This window comes from Microbacterium sp. UCD-TDU, assembly GCF_000340625.1.
In the GTDB taxonomy this organism is placed as follows: domain Bacteria; phylum Actinomycetota; class Actinomycetes; order Actinomycetales; family Microbacteriaceae; genus Microbacterium; species Microbacterium maritypicum.
This window is the reverse complement of sequence record NZ_KB454449.1, coordinates 111894-128783: the sequence shown is the minus strand read 5'-3', so window position 1 is coordinate 128783 and position 16890 is coordinate 111894. Positions and strand designations below refer to the sequence as shown.

13 protein-coding genes and 1 pseudogene are annotated in these 16890 nt (G+C 64.7%); 5 read left to right on the top strand and 9 right to left on the bottom strand.

The window, feature by feature from the left end:
- Window positions 1-41 precede the first annotated feature (41 nt).
- From D514_RS37885 to D514_RS37870, 4 genes are read right to left on the bottom strand one after another with little or no spacing between them, the layout of a single operon-like run.
- Window positions 42-1091, bottom strand: coding sequence for an ABC transporter permease (locus D514_RS37885; protein WP_017831646.1), 1050 nt, complete (start codon window positions 1089-1091; stop codon window positions 42-44).
- Window positions 1088-1864 (bottom strand): ATP-binding cassette domain-containing protein, encoded by a 777-nt coding sequence (locus D514_RS37880; RefSeq protein ID WP_017831645.1) that lies wholly within the window; start codon window positions 1862-1864, stop codon window positions 1088-1090. Before D514_RS37880 ends, D514_RS37885 begins: the two co-directional genes overlap by 4 nt.
- Window positions 1854-2678 (bottom strand): PfkB family carbohydrate kinase, encoded by an 825-nt coding sequence (locus D514_RS37875; RefSeq protein WP_017831644.1) that lies wholly within the window; start codon window positions 2676-2678, stop codon window positions 1854-1856. The genes D514_RS37880 and D514_RS37875 overlap by 11 nt, the downstream gene beginning before the upstream one ends.
- A gap of 5 nt (window positions 2679-2683) precedes the next feature.
- A complete protein-coding gene (locus tag D514_RS37870) occupies window positions 2684-3712 on the bottom strand; it encodes an SIS domain-containing protein (RefSeq protein ID WP_017831643.1) in 1029 nt (342 codons plus the stop codon).
- A gap of 312 nt (window positions 3713-4024) precedes the next feature.
- Between D514_RS37870 and D514_RS38310 the strand changes: the two genes are divergently transcribed.
- Complete coding sequence (locus D514_RS38310) at window positions 4025-4501, top strand: VOC family protein (protein ID WP_017831642.1); 477 nt, start codon at window positions 4025-4027, stop codon at window positions 4499-4501.
- A gap of 245 nt (window positions 4502-4746) precedes the next feature.
- On the opposite strand, the pseudogene D514_RS39350 reads toward D514_RS38310, so the two are convergent.
- A pseudogene (locus D514_RS39350) lies at window positions 4747-4968 on the bottom strand (DNA-binding response regulator); the annotation flags it as partial.
- Window positions 4969-5042: 74 nt separating this feature from the next.
- Here D514_RS39350 and D514_RS37860 point away from each other — a divergent pair.
- The 3 genes from D514_RS37860 to D514_RS37855 all read left to right on the top strand — a co-directional run bounded on the left by D514_RS37860 (window position 5043) and on the right by D514_RS37855 (window position 6883).
- Window positions 5043-5495, top strand: coding sequence for a hypothetical protein (locus D514_RS37860; protein ID WP_017831641.1), 453 nt, complete (start codon window positions 5043-5045; stop codon window positions 5493-5495).
- A 76-nt stretch (window positions 5496-5571) separates the two neighbouring features.
- The gene (locus D514_RS0119960; RefSeq protein WP_017831640.1) at window positions 5572-5850 is read left to right on the top strand and encodes a MarR family winged helix-turn-helix transcriptional regulator; all 279 of its coding nucleotides are present in this window, start codon (window positions 5572-5574) and stop codon (window positions 5848-5850) included.
- A gap of 25 nt (window positions 5851-5875) precedes the next feature.
- On the top strand, window positions 5876-6883 hold the full coding sequence (locus D514_RS37855) for a PfkB family carbohydrate kinase (RefSeq protein ID WP_017831639.1): 1008 nt from the start codon (window positions 5876-5878) through the stop codon (window positions 6881-6883).
- 454 nt (window positions 6884-7337) lie between these two features.
- Here D514_RS37855 and D514_RS37850 read toward each other — a convergent pair whose 3' ends face one another.
- The 4 genes from D514_RS37850 to D514_RS37835 all read right to left on the bottom strand — a co-directional run bounded on the left by D514_RS37850 (window position 7338) and on the right by D514_RS37835 (window position 16016).
- Window positions 7338-8387 carry a YhcG family protein gene (locus D514_RS37850; RefSeq protein ID WP_017831638.1) on the bottom strand — a complete coding sequence of 350 codons (1050 nt, stop codon included), beginning with the start codon at window positions 8385-8387 and terminating at the stop codon, window positions 7338-7340.
- A gap of 93 nt (window positions 8388-8480) precedes the next feature.
- Complete coding sequence (locus tag D514_RS38305; RefSeq protein WP_144053137.1) at window positions 8481-11630, bottom strand: NACHT domain-containing NTPase; 3150 nt, start codon at window positions 11628-11630, stop codon at window positions 8481-8483.
- A 1704-nt stretch (window positions 11631-13334) separates the two neighbouring features.
- The gene (locus D514_RS37840) at window positions 13335-14363 is read right to left on the bottom strand and encodes a replication protein RepA (RefSeq protein WP_186004873.1); all 1029 of its coding nucleotides are present in this window, start codon (window positions 14361-14363) and stop codon (window positions 13335-13337) included.
- A gap of 807 nt (window positions 14364-15170) precedes the next feature.
- Window positions 15171-16016 carry a hypothetical protein gene (locus D514_RS37835; protein ID WP_017831635.1) on the bottom strand — a complete coding sequence of 282 codons (846 nt, stop codon included), beginning with the start codon at window positions 16014-16016 and terminating at the stop codon, window positions 15171-15173.
- Between the two features lie 283 nt (window positions 16017-16299).
- On the opposite strand from D514_RS37835, the gene D514_RS37830 reads away from it, so the two are divergent.
- Window positions 16300-16821 carry a hypothetical protein gene (locus D514_RS37830; protein ID WP_017831634.1) on the top strand — a complete coding sequence of 174 codons (522 nt, stop codon included), beginning with the start codon at window positions 16300-16302 and terminating at the stop codon, window positions 16819-16821.
- Window positions 16822-16890 lie beyond the last annotated feature (69 nt).

Sequence of the window (16890 nt, the reverse complement as noted above, 5' to 3'; positions counted from 1 at the left end):
GTCGGGGTGTTCGGGCTCGCTGACCGTCCGGCTTCGCGCGGCTAGCCGCGGGCCGCTCGGCTTCGGCGGTACTGGTCGGCCCAGACCGCCAGCAGCAAGACGACGCCGATGGCGACGTTCTGCCAGAACGGGGGCAGGCCCATGACGACGAAGCCGCTCGTGAGGGTAGCCGGGATGAAGGCTCCGACGATCGTTCCGGACATCCGTCCGCGACCGCCCCAGAGGCTCGTACCGCCGATGACTACCGCGGTGATCGCGGCCAGCGCCGTGCCGGTGTATCCCGAGATGGTCGCCGTGGTGTACCTGGCGACGTCGATCGTCCCGGCGATGCCGCACAGCAGCCCCACCATGCCGTAGACGACGATGAGGTGGCGATCGACGTTGATGCCCGCGCGGCGGGCGGACTCCGGGTTCGCTCCGATCGCGAAGTTGCGCAGCCCGAAGCGGGTCTTCGCGAGAACGAACCAGAGCACGGCGACCACGATCGCGGCTGTGAGCACGGGGTACGGGATCACTCCGAGGAACTTCCCCATGCCGTACGCGGTCTGCAGTTCCACGGGTGCGCCGGTCACGTTGACACCGCCGGACCAGATCTGCGTGAGCCCGAGGATGAGCGTGCTCGTAGCGAGCGTGGCAACGAACGGCGGGATCTTCGTCCGGGTCACGATCAGGCCGTTGACGACGCCCCAGCCCGTGCCCACGAGGACCGCGACGAGTGCGCCTAGCAGCACGGGCCCGAGGACGGCCCACAGCGTGCGCTGCTCGCCCAGGAGGTTAGCGGTCATGGTCGACATCACTTGCGCCGCTGCGACGGACGAGAACGCCACCATCGACCCAACGGAGAGGTCGATGCCCGCCGCGATGAGCAGGAACGTCACGCCGGCGCCGATAAGTGCCAGCTGCGAGCCGGTGAGCGCGATCGACTCGATGTTCTGCACCGAGAGAAACGTTCCGGGTGGAGTGAGCATGCTGAAGGCGACGACGATCAGCACCAGGAGTGCGAAGATCGTCAGCTCTGAGAGACTGCCGCTCGTGAGGAGCCGGCCCGGCGAGAAGCGCCGTTGCTGCTGCGTGAGCGTGGCTTCGGTCATGCGTGGCTCCTGTTCGGGTCGACGTCGGCGACACCGGTCATCGCCGCGATGAGGTCGTGGGTGGTGACGTCGTCGATCGACGCCGTGAGCACGTCGCGGCCGAGCCGGAGGACGGTCACGCGGTCGGCGACCCGGAAGACGTCGGGCAGGTTGTGGGAGATGAGCAGCACGGGAAGCTCGCGCTCGTCGCGCACGCGCTCGATGAGTTCGAGCACAAACGCGGTCTGCGCGACGCCGAGCGCCGCAGTGGGCTCGTCCAGCATGATGAGCGACGTACCCCATAACGAGGCGCGCGCCACCGCGACGGCCTGCTTCTGACCACCTGACATCATCTCGACTTCACTGTCGTAGCGCTGGATCTTCGCGCCGAGCTGCGACAGCTCCGTCTCCGCCCGGCGATTCATCGCCTTGCGGTCGACCATGCCGAGGCGTCCGCGGAAGCCGGGCTTGAGCAGCTCCCGACCGAGGAACAGGTTCTCTCCCGGCGTCAGGCTAGGGGCCAGAGCGAGGTCCTGGTATACCGTCTCGATCCCGGCAACCTGAGCGTCTTTGGGTACCTTGAACGATTGGGCCGTGCCGTTGACCTCGATCGTGCCCTCATCGGGCACCACGGCGCCCGCGATGACCTTCATGAGGGTGGACTTGCCGGCGCCGTTGTCTCCCAGGAGGGCATGGACCTCCCCCGGGCGGACCGACAGGTTCACCCCGCGCAGCGCCTGCACATGGCCGTATGACTTCATGATGCCCGACACCTTCAGTGCGTCAGCGGTCACGGAGCACCTCCTTCTCTTCGAGGGGCGTCGGATGCCCGAAGGCGCCCCGGTACGTGCACACGGTGGCGGCGAAGGCCGTGGCAGCCTCGAGCGCGTCTGGGATCGACGCACCGCTGAAGACGGCGCGCGCGAATGCCGTCTGGAACGCGTCGCCGGCTCCGGTCGTGTCGACGACATCGACCGGAGCGGCGGCCTGCGTGTGATTCGTGCGGCCGTCGGTCGCGATCGCTCCGCGAGCGCCACGGGTGACCACGGCGATCCGAGCGCCCCTCTCGACGGCATCGTGGGCCAGCGCGAAGCAGACCTCCTCCGACTCGGTCTCGCGTGAGAACGCGGCGATGGCGAGGTGATCGACGACGTCGATGGCCGACTCGACACTTGTGTATGAGAAGTCGAACACGATCGGGGCCAGCCTGCTGAGCGCCGGGATCTGCGCGAGGGTGCGACTGGAGTGACCCGTGTGGATCCAGTCGCGACCGGCGAGGACTTCGAGCTCGGCGTCGCCGAGAACGACGTGGCTCCTGGGCGGGACGTACGCGGTGAAGATGCGGTTGCCATCCTCGTCGATCCGGATGTCGGTGATCGAGGTCTGCTCGTCCGAGACGCGGACCCCACTCACATCGACCCCCTCGGCGCGCAGCGCATCGACGATGCCCTGTCCTTCGGCATCGGAGCCGACGATGCCGTGGTACGCGGAGCCGACGCCGAGCCGCGCGGCGAACACTGCGGCGTTCACCGCGCTGCCCCCGGGGAACCCGATGCCTTCCTCGAGATATCTGTCGACGCAGTTGTCGCCGACGCTGGCCATGCGCATCTCGGTCAGTATTCGACGCGGTGCATGTACCGGCGCTCGTCGAGGTTGTGGCCGGTGGCCGCCTCGAAGTGGTCGGCAAGGCGCATCGTGATCGAGGCCATGGGGATGTGCTGAACCGCCGGCAGCTGCTCCGGAGCGATGCCGGGGAGCTCCAGGGCGGTCGCATCGAGGACCCGGTACTGCGGGTTGTATCTATCAAGGAACCGCCTAGCGCGCTCGGTGTGCGCCCGCGTGGCGTCCGCGCCGGCGAACAGGATATACGGCTGACCCTCGGTGGCGAGCTCGAACGGCCCGTGGAAGAAGTCGGCCGTCGTGAAGTGCGTGGACTTCTTCCACTGCATCTCGACGAAGTAGCAGACGGAGAGAAGGTAGGCCAGGCCGGTGAGCGGTCCGGACGCGAGCACGAAGATGTTGTCCGCATCGCCATAGGACCGCGCGATCTCGGCGAGATGCTCTTCGGCCCCGAGCGTTGCGGCCAGGGTCGCCTCGGGGATCGCCTCGAGCGCCGTGCGGGTGGCGGCGATCTCCTCAGCCGGTGCTCCGTGGGCTTCGCGGAGCGCGAGCGCGAGTTCACTCAGCAGCACGTACTTCGAGCTCGTCACGGTACGCGCGCTGCCGTAGCTCAACTGGAATGCGGACGCTTCGCCGAGCGGGTTGTCCATGTCGGTGGCGACACCGACGACGAGGGCTCCCCGCGCTGCGGCGAGCCGCGCCGCCTCGACCGTCTCCGGCGTGCCTCCGCTGTGCGAGGCGGCGATGACGAGCGAGGTAGGGCCGACAAGGGGAAGCGTGAGCGCCGTGAACTCGCCGGCGTTCACGTTGAGCACGGGGAACGGCAGACCGGCGTGCTGCAAGTCGAGCGTGACCGGGACCGAGGAGGCCCAGGAGCCTCCGACGCCGACGAAGAAGACCCGGTCGACCTGGCGGCGAACCGCTTCGGCGGCGATCTGCTGGGCGGTGCCCCGCTGGGCGACGGCACCCTGCAGCACCTCGACGAGGTCGGGCTCCACGGGTCGAAGGGCGGTGGTGGTCATCTGCGTGGTGCTCCTTAGATGCGGACGTTCCCTGATTTCGCGACAGCGTTCCCATTCTGGGACCACCGGCGCTGTGAGGGGTGCGTATGGGGATTGCGTGGTGATGGCTTCGTTCTCGGCTGCCTTGCCGATGTATGACAACGGCCGACCGACGGATGGAGAAGGCAAGACATGATGTTAGCGAGAACGTTGTCATCGCACTTTTGCACGTCGTTACACATCCCGTCAAGCACATCTGGCAAAAAGATTCACGAGTTGCGAGAACGTTACTACCGTGCGTAATGTCGAGCCACACTCAGAGGAAGGCCAACGATGACCATCGACTTCAGCAAGACGTGGCACGTGGGGATCGTCGTCGACGATCTCGACCGCGCGATCGAGCGTTCTCGCAACGATATGGACCTCGCATGGACCAGCGTGCTCCAACGGGACGTCACGATCACACGCGGAGGGCGTGAGGAGACCTCTCCCGTGCGGTGGGCGGCCTCCTGCGCTCAGGCGCCGCAGTGGGAGATGATCGAAGCCGCCACCGGAATCTGGTCGACCACGGACACCGACGGGGAGGCACTGCACCACCTCGCCTACTGGAGCGACGATCTGGAAGCCGACGCGGCGTCTCTCGAGGCGGCCGGCTACACCCGCGAGGCGCACGGCACCGACGAAGAGGGCCGCATCCGCTTCGTCTACCTGATCTCACCCGAAGGGGTGCGGATCGAGCTCGGCGCCACCTGGTCGAAGCCGGCATGGGACGACTGGGTCGCCGGCGGCGGCTATGCCGTGCAGTTCTAGCGTGGACGGTCGGGTCGGGTGCGCTCCGGCCAGCCGCGGACAGCGCTGGAGCATCGGACCCGACCCACGGACGAAGCACGACTGTTACGACGACGTTGCCGATGTGGAGGTCCACGAGGCCGGGTGGGATCGGGACTCTTGCCAAGCGATGGCCATGGTCGTGAACGCCGCGCGACGTACGAGATAGGGCTGCCCCAGATCGTGCAGCGTCTCGTGTCGTGGTGGCACCGGTCTTTGATGGCCTCGGCGATGCGCTGCACCGACGCGAGGAACTCCGCGACATCGGCGCGAGACCCTTGAGCAGGTAGCCGAGCGGTCCGCCTTGAGCGGCGAGGTCGGATGCGTAGCGCTGCTCGACATACTGCGAGGGCACGAGGATCAGGAGCGACGGCTGCGTGGGTCCGGAGCCGCAGCGCCGCGCGGATCCCCTCGTCGGTGAACGTCGGCGGAAGACGCACATCGAACACCGTCGAGCAGGTCGAACTCGCGACCCTCGAGTGAGTCTGGTGGTGGAACAACCAACGGCTCCACGGCGAGACCAGTGCGCGCAGCAGGCCTCCGCGCCCAGTTCGACGTGGAGGCAAGCTACGCGGACAAGCACCCCGAGAACCTCCAGGCGATGGGCCTTCCTGTCACAGTCATCGAGACCACGCCCGAGATCGACCTCGAGCAGTTCGGGTCTCTCGACACAGCTCTCATCGGTGTGGCTCGTGCCGTCCTCAATTTCTCCAAGCAGACCAAGGACGCGGGCGGCTTCTACGACATGTGGTGGAAGGCAACGCAGTTCTCACACGCGACTGCAGCACTGGCTGACGCCTACGCGCCCGTGTCCGCGTTCGGTGTCTTCACCACCCCTGACGAGCCGATCGACTGGTCAGGGCACGTCAACGCAATCTCGATGGTTATCTGTGCCGTCGCGGGGCAGATCCTCATGGAAGAGGGACTCTCCCCCGACACAGCGCGGATCTTCTTCAATGCGTCAGCAACGGCCTAGATCGACGCCAGTCACCGGCGGGTGCCGTATCGCTGTTCGACGAGCTCAATGGCCTCCTGCGTGGAGCACCTCGCACGTGAGCAAGGTCGTGGCACGTCTTGAGGATGCTGGTCTCGTCCGTCGCGCTCCCGACTCCACCGATCAGCGGGCAGTCGTCGTCGGGCTCACCGATGAGGGCCGCGAGATCGGCAACCGGCTGATCGCGCGAATCGACGCGTACTACGAAGAGCTCTTCAGCGGGTGGAGCGAGACCGATCGCGAGGATCTCTCGAGACTCGTCGTCAAGCTCGCCCACAGTGCGGATGCGGTAGCCCGCCATGCCCTTTCGCGTGCCTCGGGCTACGACTGGGGCTGAGACGCCTGATCGATAGGCTGTCCGCATGCGCAGCCGTGCCGAGACCGATGACCGACTCGCGCAGGATGCGCACCGACCACGGGTGACCCACACCGGACAGGCGCTGGTCGACCTGGTCATCGAAGTGGCAGACCTTCCCGCTCGCGGACAGAACCTGATGGCCGACTCCGTGGCCGAGTACGCCGGCGGCTCAGTCACCGTGCTGCTCGCGGCGGCGCGGTTGGGTGCTGAGTGCCTGCATGCCGGGGCGATCGGCACCGGTCCATATGGTGATCTGATTCGCGAAGCGCTGCATGCTGATGGCATCGCAGCATCCGCCCCTCCGGTGACCACGCAGGACACCGGGGTGTGCGTCGTGCTGATCGAGCCCTCCGCGGAGCGCACGTTCGTCACGACGCTGGGCGCCGAGCGTGAGATCACCGTCGAGTCGCTCGCCACTGCCGACGTGCAGCCGGGCGACCTCGTCTGCGTCACCGGATACTCGCTCGCCGTCGCGCAGACCCGGGATCCCCTGCTGGCGTGGTTGAAGACGCTGCCTGAGAATGCTGTCGTCGTCCTCGACCCCGGAGCCGCCTTCGCCGAGCTGCCTGCCGACGTGCGCGACACGATGCTGGCCCGCACCGACGTGTGGACCGGCAATGCGGAGGAGGCGACGGATCTGCTGGCCGCGCGGTCTGTTTCTGTCTACGCATCGGCCGGAGCATCCAAACGCGAGATCGCGGCGCACGCCCGCGCGCTGACTCCGCTGCTGCGCGCCGGAGCTGTCACCATCGTGCGCGACGGCGCCGAAGGATGCGCGGTGCATGCGCACGGAGAGAGCACTTACGTGCCGGGCTTTCCGCAGACTCCCGTCGACACGAACGGCGCCGGCGACACCCACACCGGCGCGCTGCTGGCCGGCATCGCCGACGGCGCGACGTGGGTGGATGCCTGCCGCCGCGCCAACGCCGCTGCCGCGATCAAGGTCACGCGTCGTGGACCGACGACGGCTCCGACCGCGGTCGAGGTCGAGGAGTTCCTTCGTGGGGAGTGAGGCCTCTTCGGCTGCAAGACGCGGCGGAGTTTCCACAGATCCCGACCGCACCGTCCCGCGGTGTCATCATGGGATTTCGATGCTCGATCGAGCGCTCTACTCCTATGCGGACGTGGATCGTCTGGTCGGGCTGCACGCCGGGACCTCTCGCCGTTGGCTCGAGGGTTACTCGCGCGTGGGGAAGTTCTACAATCCTGTGGTCAGGGAACGTCCGTGGCGCCGGCCAGACTCGATCCAGCTGTTACCTGGTGAACAGGAAAGTGACCGCCGCGGTCACCGCGGACGTCACCGCGGCGGCCTACCCGACGATCTTCGTTGCCAGCAAGAATCACGACGTCGCCGCACTCTTTGTTGAGGCGCCGCACGATTGGCATAGAACCACCGTATTAAGTCGTCTCCTTGGTCACGTGGCGATTTCACCGCACCACGGAAGCGCGTGGACGACAGACGTAGGTCAGTCGTCGTCCTCGTCGGTGGGTTGCTCGAGTGCGAGTTCGTCTTTAAAGGCGCGGGTGATCGCCTCTTCGTCTGGCAGCGCCCTTTGCGTTTCGGCCGCGAGTTCGTACCTGCTCACGGCGACCGGTTGAGCGGCGCCAGCGAGTGCGTAACGGACGACGGTGTCGTTCTTGTCGGCGACGAGGAGGATTCCGATGGTGGGCTGGTGTTTCTCGGCGTTCCGGAGGTGATCGTCGACGAGCGCAACATAGAACCCGATCTGGCCGGCATCACGCGGCTCGAACTTGCTGACCTTGAGTTCGATGACGACGTAGCGCAGTTGCTCGACGTGGAAGAACAGGAGGTCGACGAAGAAGTCGTCGCCGTCGACATCGAAATGCACCTGACGTCCGACGAACGCTAGGCCCGGGCCGAGTTCGCGCATGGTGTCGAGGATCCGGTCGAGCATGCGCTGCTCGAGCTGGCGTTCTGAAGCGCTGCTGTCGATCGCGAGGAACTGCAGCGCGTATGGGTCTTTGGTGATCTCCTGAGCCTGCTCGGAGTCGAGTCGGTCGAGCGCGCCGGCGAAGTTGCTCGGTGCGGCTGCCTCCCGTTCATGTAAGCGTGTGGTGATCTGGTGTTGGAGCACAGCCCTGCTCCACCCGTGGTGAGCGTCTTTCGCGGCGTACCAGTCGCGCAACTCCTGGTCGTCCAGCTTGTCGAGCAGCTCGATCACGTGCCCCCACGGCAATTGTCCAACGGGCCGTTGGACAATTGCTGCCTCGTCGGACCAGGCCTCCGCGAACCTGCGCATGTAGAAGAGGTTCGCCCGGGAGAACCCCTTCATGGAGGGAAACTCATCACGCAGATCGGCGGCGAGACGGGTGAGTACCTGGGACCCCCAGCCCTCCAGTGCCTGTCGGTCCAAGATGGTGCGACCGATGCGCCACCACAGCTGCAGAAGCTCGTTGTTGACCTTACGCTGCACCTCCAGGCGCACGGCGTGCACATGCTTCTTGAGGTCGTCTAGCGTCGCAGCGTAGGAGTCGGGCACGAGATCACTCATCATGTCTCCACCGTAGGGCCGAGCGCCACGAGTCCAACGGATCGTTGGACTAGATTATCCGCACCGTGCCCTTGCGAACAGCTGACGGCGACGCCGCTACCCCTCAGGTTCGAACCACTTGTTCTTGGCCGCTACGTCCGCGAGGGGCGGAGTTGTTTTGGCGCTGAGCGCTGCCACGCGGTCCGCGGCTAGCTGCACCAGATCGGCTGGCCAGTTTTCGGGCTCTCTGAGCATCGTCTTCGCCTGCCGTGGTGTCAACGAAGCTAGCGCGTGTGGGTTCATACGTGCGCCGTGCGGAATAACGCCTCGAGTACCCTGGAACACTTCCAGACGGAGCTTTCGGTCGCCGCGAGCGGCTTCAATCGGTCGACGCCCATCGGATACCCCAACTCTGAGCACATCTGCGAGTTCGCCGGAGAGCAATCGACCGATCCGAGAACGCGCCGCGTCGGTGCTAACGATCCAGAGCAACCACAACGTCGCTCCGGAGACTTCGATCTGTTTTAGTCGGAAGGCGTCGTCAAGATTTACGCGGCGGGTGGAGGCGACTGAGTGTCCGGTCAGCAATGCGCCCTCGAGGGCGCGGTAGTGCTTGGGCTGCAGCGCGCGCACCATCTCGTCAACTCGTGCCGCTAGCTTGATGACTACCTCAATGCGGGCGTGGCGAAGAATCGCGAGCACGGTGAGCGCTCGATCTTGGCTTGTGGTTTGCGCATCGAGCGTTGACTGCCACCAATCGACATCGCTTCTGTGCTCGCGGTATGCACCCTCTTCGTCGACCGCTTCACGCACCGCATCGACGGTGATAAAGGCCCCCAGCTCATTGAAGTCGATTCCGCCCGGGACGCGCCCCGCCGCGCGTCGGAGAACCCACCCAGCACCCAACTGTTCCGTGACGGCGTTCAGGCGTCGGCTGAGATCGAAGGCGGAGGGAACTTCCGGTGAGTACTGCTCCAGAGAGCGCGGATCAGCACCGCGTGCCGGGCGGGGCACCGGGGTCGGGAGCGCGCGACCTGCAACAGCCGCTAGCGCAGCCGATAACTTGAACGCCAGGCGCCCCGTTCCTGGGACGGCCGACAGTACATCCACTGCACCGTCGTTGATTTCTGCTTGTACGGCCGCGAGGATCGCCTCGTCTGAGCCGCCGTAGCTGCCCTCCGCAAGGCTCTCGACATGCCATCGGCTCGGCCCGGATTCACTGCAGATCAGAATGCGCAGTTGTTCCTCGCGTAGCGTGTCGGGTGCGTGAAGAGCGCCGAGTTGCGCGGCGGTCTCAAGCCAGGCCGGTGTAGGGGTGAAGCGCGTCCACCACCAGTTGAGCGAATCGTCGCTTGCAGCGGAGTGCGCCGCAAGGCTTGCCGCTGTCGCTCGCATCACAGGGCGCGGCTGGTCGCTTTCCATCCGGGCTCTCAGATGGTCGACTGCCTGTTTGCGACCGGCCCGATCCCCGAAGCGTAGTGGGGACCCTGCGGGGTCGAGGGCGCCATCCTCAGCAAGAATCAGCCCGGGTCCTCCGAGAACGAAGTCGACGACCTTGCGGATGTCGGCGTCCGATTGCCCGTTGTAAATGCGGTCCCCCAGGACGAGGACCGCCATCCCTCTTACGAGCGGATGTGGCTCCGCGTGCCGGTCCGCGCTTTGAAGGTTGCCGCGGAAAGCGCGGATCTCTCCCTTCGCGAGCATGCCAACAAAAAACCGGCAGACGTTCGCCCAGTAGGGACGTTCTAAGAGTGCGTCTAGTCCATCGTCTCGCGAGTTGCCCGCGCCCCGAGCGGTGAGATTCTCGAACATGTGTAGGGCGGCGAAGTACTCGCGAAGAGACTGCACTTCAAACTCGAACGCGTCGTTGCGCTCTACAAGGCAGAGGACCCGGTCCGTGATGGCCGAATAGATCTCCTCGGCGAGCTCCTGCTCTTCAGGCTGGCCGGCAAGGTAGCTCCGCAGCAGCCGCTTGAGTTCATCCCGGGTGATGGCGCCTGAACTATCACCCTGCTCCGCTTTAGCTTGTAAGTACCACCCCAGGTACGCGTGAGTGTCTTCTACCACTCGACGGCGTTCGTCGAGCAACGGCTCTTTATCCTCAGTCTGCTCGCGATCCAGGAAGGTTTTGAGATACTCACGGTAGAGATCGGTGCGCTGTTGAGGCAGCAGCTGACGTCGGTGAAGCAGGTGCAACAGAATCGCGAGTTGCATCGGGTACGACGCCAACTCGTTGATGTGGGCGACGTGCTGGCTATCCATGAACGTCGCCTGAAGACGAGCGGCGGCGTCAGCGGAGAGTTGGGAAACCGTGACCCAGCGATGGAGATATTGAAGCCGCAACCCTTGAGTTAGTCGTTGCAGGTAAAGAACTGGGAAGCCCGACGAGGTGAGCGGCTGCAGCGAGCCTCCCGGCCGTGTTGCGACCAAGATGATCAGATCGGCAGCATCAGCTGTGAGACGCCCACGTACCAGCGCGATCTCTTGGATGACGCGCGAGCGAGTTTGGAGACTGGCCACCTCATCAAGTCCATCGAGAGCTAGCAGGACGGGCTCATTGGCGATGACGCTGGCAAGATCGTCGGCATCAAACTTGTTCGCGCCAATGTGGCCACGAATGTGATCGACGACGTACTCCTCCAGACTGCGCCAGTCGGACCCAGCCGACATCTCTCCTCGCCGCTTCCGTCGTCCATGCTTTGACGCGTCGCGCGATGGAGCGGCCCACTCCGCATACCGCCGCAGGTCAATGCGGATCGGGAACCGTCCCACCGTGGCGTCGCGCGCCATTCCTGTTCGGCCCGCGGTGTATGCGTCCTTTCCGAGGATTCGCGCGCGATGAAACTGGCAAATGAACTGAAGGACAGTGGACTTGCCCTGCCCGGGACCGCCGACCAGCACCGCGTTCCCTGTCCATTTCGGGTGAAGAAGTACCTGTGTTGCCCCCGCAACGATGAGCCCCGACGCGGCCTCGAGCTCATATGAATCACCGGGCGAGGCCTCCACGATTTCCGCAAACAGATCTGCGACGGCTGCATCGTCGGGGCGAGATCCAATTGGAACATCAACAAACATCGAATCTACCGACGGGCCTCGGAGGTCTACCTGCTGGAACTGAACGGAGTTCTCCGCTGCGAAGCGATCACCCAGATACGCGCGGAGAGCACGCTGTCGCCCATCGCGCTGTGACTGCTTTGCTTCATGACGCTTCTTCATTTCGATCAGTTGATCGACCGAGTAGCCGGCACCGTGATTCGCGTCAATCATCGTGTGATGCGTGGGGCACATCAGCATGAGGTTCTGATAACCATCGACGTCTTCGTAGTCTGGGTCGTACCGAGCTCCACCCACACTTTGGCCACGGATATGAGCCTCCTCACCGACCACCGTCGCATCACTCGCGTCAGAGCCGGCCTTAGCGATCTCCTCCGTGAGAGTCTGTGGACAGCCCGGGAAAGCACACTCATTGTGAGCTCGTCCCCACAGCAGCTTTCGCGTACGCCCGCCAATCGCCATGACTCCCCCTTCCGCCGACGGTATGCCCATCATCCCAGTCCATGATCTCAGTACACCGAAACGCGTGACTTCCTTTCTGTCGGAGGAACGTTAGCTGATCACGAGGAGAGCCGTCGTCCTCGCGGACGAGGCCGACACCGCCAGGGCTCTACCCCGGCGGGACCGCTGAAACCGCCCTGCGGCCTCGCATCAAAGAGAGGAACTCGAATGGGATGCCGCCAGCATGGGCAAAGTCCTCGACCAGCCAGAGGAACGACCGCGGCCATCCCGCTATCAGCGGTTCGAACGACCGACGTCTGTGCGAGACGGTGGCGTCTGTCAACGGTTCGCACGGCCTCGTCGCGCTCGTCAGGCTCGGGCGCGCGGTCCCTGTGTGGTCGTAGCCGCTGGTGGCTATGCGTTGCCGTGGGTTTCCGCGGGCATACTTACGCGTTCAGAGAATAGACGTGGCACGCCTACTAGGGCTTGAAAATTCTCTTCGGAGTCCTGTGCCTGATGCTTCGAGGCGGAGTTCTAACCAACAGCACCGCACCGGCCTCGGATCAGCCGGCGCGTTTCAGCGCGTCGGTCGTGAGGTTGAGCGTGGCAACCTCGCTGTCCCGTCCGGTTGCGTCGACAGTGGTCGGACGCGAAGTCCCTTTGAACTCGCTCGTCACCTTGGCCTTCGGGCTTTCCGATCACTTACAACGAGTCACGCATCCATGGAGAACGGAGAGTCTTGGACCGCGCTCCGAAGCCGATTTGCTCTGTGGTTGCGTTGAGAAGCGTAGATATCTACAGGTGAGGTACAGGAAGAACTACAGGGGGAAAGTTGTCCACAGGCTCGGAGGCCTTGTCTCTGCAGGGATCGCGAGGGGCGAGCGCCACCTGCGACGCCACCGTTTGACCCCAGTCGCGCCACCAGATGATCCCAGTCGCGCCACCAATGTCCCGCATATCGCCACCAGTTGTTCCCACGAATTGTGGGGTCAATCGGTGGCGAGGTGGGGCCGATTGGACTCGGCGCGAACGTGAGGGATGCACCGTCAGTAGCTCCTGCGGGCGCGCCACCTAATGATCCCAGCAGGATTGAGCGCGCTAGCAACCTGCTCGCGCCACCAAATGTTCCCATGCAAGCTGCCGCTCCGGGGCACCGAGCCCCCAAGCGCAGGTATCGTGCGCCACCAATGTTCCCAGTCTCACTCTGTCGGGGGCGGTTGACGAAGCGTCGCCACCAAATGTTCCCACATGCGCTGAATCCGCTGATCGTCACGCCGGGTGCCACCGATTGTTCCCAGGTGTGCGCCACCAAATGTTCCCGCCGCAGGTGAGCCACCACATGATCCCGGGCTCCATGCGTAGGAGGCCGCGGGAGAGGGCCGCGCCCCAAATGTTCCCAGGTGTCCGCCGAGAGGTACGTCCGCCATCGCGCGACAGTCGCTTCCCTCGGTACGACGGGGAGGCGGACGCGCGAGGCTACTCCACTGGCGGCTTCTGCCCGACCTGGCGGAATGGCTTGTTCGCGGGGACGTGAGTCATGGAGGGACGGAGGATGAGATAGTCCGGGTGGACTTCGGCATTCAGCTGCGGGTAGACAATCTGCACCGCTTGCAGCTCCTTGATGAACGCTGCCTTGAACGCCCGGACGCGGCCATACTGGGCGCCGAACTGGTTGCTAAGGTCTTCCCACTTGATGCGCGTCGGCCTGCGCAGGTAGAACATGCGGTATGTCGCCCACATGTACATGTCGATGCGGAGACTGCTACCGCCGAGCGCGCGGATAGCGCCGAGGTCGACCGGAACGGGTGCGTTCTTGATCGACTGAAAGAACTCTTGGGTGAGCCGTACTTCGGAGCTCCACAGACCTTCCTGGCCTGATTCCTCTTTCTTTGACCACCAGAGGCTGACGCTCTTGGCGATCTGGAAGTACTCCGACACGGTCCCATGGCCGGCCTCGTTCATCGAGAGGCCTTCTACGGAGAGTTGCGCGCCGAACAGGGCGGCGAGCTGAGTCTTAACGATGTTGGCGTTGCGGCCGTTGTAGTCCACCCCGATGCGAGACAAGAATGAGCGCATGCTCTTGCCGAGGTCGACGACGGGACTGTCCGTGATGAATGCCTCGGTCGCGATGTAGGTCAGCGCGAGCCGTGGGTAGATCCCGTACGGGTATCGACGGACGCGGGATCCGTCTCGCTGGGTTACGAGGGCGGGGCTGAGCGTGAGCGTGACGTCGCCGTTGCGGCGCTCGAAGTAGGGAATGTCTCCAGGGTTTCGCTGCGGCAGTGACACCTGAGCGAAGAGTCTGGCGGAGAATCCGACGTTCTGCTCCTCGATGCTCAACTCCTGCTGGGTGGCGTAGTCGAGCATCTTGAGCCGTGAGCGCGGGATCGCGAAAGGATTGTGGATCTCCGTCTCCGGCTGTCGCTCGACCTCGGAGGTCGCGGCGTCGCCGGCGTCGGCGGTCGGTGAGTCGCCGTTAGGAGAATTTGCTGGCTTTGCGGACACTATTTGTCCCATCTAATGTCAACGCCGCAGCACCCCTGCGGCGCACGAAGCGGCCTTGCACCTGCGATGATACGTGCTCCGCCAGGTATCGCGGGGAGGGCGACGCCTACGCGATAGCTGCGACGCCGATTCTCTGAGATCCGGACGAGGGGGAACTCTAGTGGGAAGTGCAACTGTGCTGACGATCTGGTGACTAGTCGGGTGAGCGCGGGAGTCGCGGGCCGGTGTCGAGGCTCCGTTCGATTCCGCGCCGCCATCTGATCCAGCCGAGGTTGGCCCAGGCGATTCCGCAGCCGTAGCGGAATCGGTTTATGGCGTAGCGGCGATCCGGATATGCGAACTCTTCGGGTAGCGGTGTTGGTAGCCCTGCAGTGTGTGGCAAGAGTTCGTGGAAGAGCTCGGAGAAGCTCGGCCCGGTGCCGGTTTCTATCCGCACCCTTGCGATCGACATGGCTGCTCGTCGTCCCCACTGCGCGGCGGAGGGCCCGCTGGTCATCTCTCCGAAGAGTTCGCTCCATCCTTCTGGGATGGAGAGGTCGTCGCGATCCCAAAGGACCAGTTCTCGCGGCTGCCGACGCGATCGGCCACGACTGTGGTCCGGCTGCTCGTTCACATGCTCATCTTGCCCCAGACCACTCTCCCCGCGATGGCCTCTGTTGCCAGGAGCGGTGTCGGGATATCTGGGCGAATAGCTCTGCGTACTCTTCTACCGCGGCGGCGGCTCGGTCCAGATCACCGCCAAAGCGTCCAACCTGCAGGGGCGCCCATGCCGTTTGCCCGGTGGAGAGCTCGTGTCGCGCACGCTCCTCACCGGCGACCGAGGCCCGGACCTTCGACCATGAGTGTTTCGTTGTGAAGCTCGAACACCATCCACCGTCGCCCCTGTTGAGCGCGATGGACGATGAGCCCTGGAGTATGCATGTTGCGGGACTCGATGTGTTGTGCAATCCACTCGGCGCTAGGGCCTCGCTCCCATTTGAGGGAACCGAGAGTCGTCGCTCCGGCATTGCCGATCAGCCGAGGGAACCCGCCGTGCTGCCACCACAGTCCCAGGCGTGCGCCAACCGTAGCGAGCAATGGCGAATCGCGGTAGTGAAGGTCTAACGCCCACTGTTCGGCCTGCTCTACTCCTTTGTCGGCCCGGGTGGTCTTCAGCTCGAAGTCGAGATAGCGCAGGGACGCAGGAGTGTCGGGGTTTCGCTGGTCCCGCCATTGCGAGTCGAAGACCTCAAGCACCCCTCCAGTGGGGAGATGGACAAGTTCGTAGGAGTGCCGTCGGCAGGCGTTGAGCCGCAAACCCGGTATCCCAGCTATGACCGCCCCGCCATCCCAGCTCGTTTGAACGAAAGGAAGGAGGTACGCGGCGACTCGATCGTGGGCGGCCGCTGCGAGGATGAATCGATCACGGGCTGCGAAAACGGAGTGTTCATAGAGCACGAGGTCGGTGAGACGTCGTCCGACGGCGTGATCCCACGGGTTGCTCTCGCGAGGCGAGAGGAGCGCTTTGATCAGGAGGCTTGTGAACTTCCGCTGCCCCGGCGACATCGTCAGATCCAGCCGCCCGTTGCGCCACTGCGCACGAACCAGCGGATGGGGCGCGTCTAGAACCTCGGCTACGACACCGAACTCGGATCGATCGTTGATGTGGGGCACGGGATCTCGTTCTGGCGGCATGCATCTCGGACTACCGCCGCACCAGTGAGAGGGGACCACCGCAGCAGCACAACACAGGTGCGGGCATCACACCCTTTCGGACCGTACCGCGTTGTCTCCGAGAACAACGGCATCCTGTGTCCACCTGCAGAACCCGTCCAGCATACCGAACAGTGATGCAACCCTCGCCGCGAACCGTGCGCAGCAGCACCTACGAACAGCAATGTCGGTGGCCCCCCGTAGTCTGTAAATGTCAGGTTCACAACACCACCTAGGAGAAAACATGACAGACATCACCACCACCGCCACGGCCGCTCTCGGAGAAGGCACCATGGTGCTGCCGCCGGCACCGGCGATCACCGACCGACGGGCCGGATTCAGCGGGGAGCTCGAGCGGGCGCGCGAGGAGTTGGCGGCCGCACAGCGCGCGCTCGCCGAGAAGGATGAGGCGATCGTCGCGCGCAATCGCACCATCGAGCAGCTGCGCACCGAGCAGATCACCGACGGCGGCGATTACCGCCTCACGGAGTTCTGGGAGCGCGCGGGCCGCATCGCCGACAACGCTGACTTCTGCCAGGAGTACGACCGCATGGCCGAGGCCATGAACGGCCCGCGTCGCGAACGCGACTACGACGTGACACTGCGGATCACGGTCGAGTGGACGACCACCCGCCGCGCCGTCGACGGTGACGCGGCGGGCGATTTCGCCCTCCAGGACTTCGACGTGACCGAGATCGCCGAAGAGGCGAGCATGGGAACGCTCACGGTCATCGAGTCCGAGGTGTACGAGACCGAGGAGGCCTGACAGCGACCGGGGAGGAGGCCACAAACCTCCTCCCCGGGGTTCCCAATGTCGGGGACATCCGATAGACTG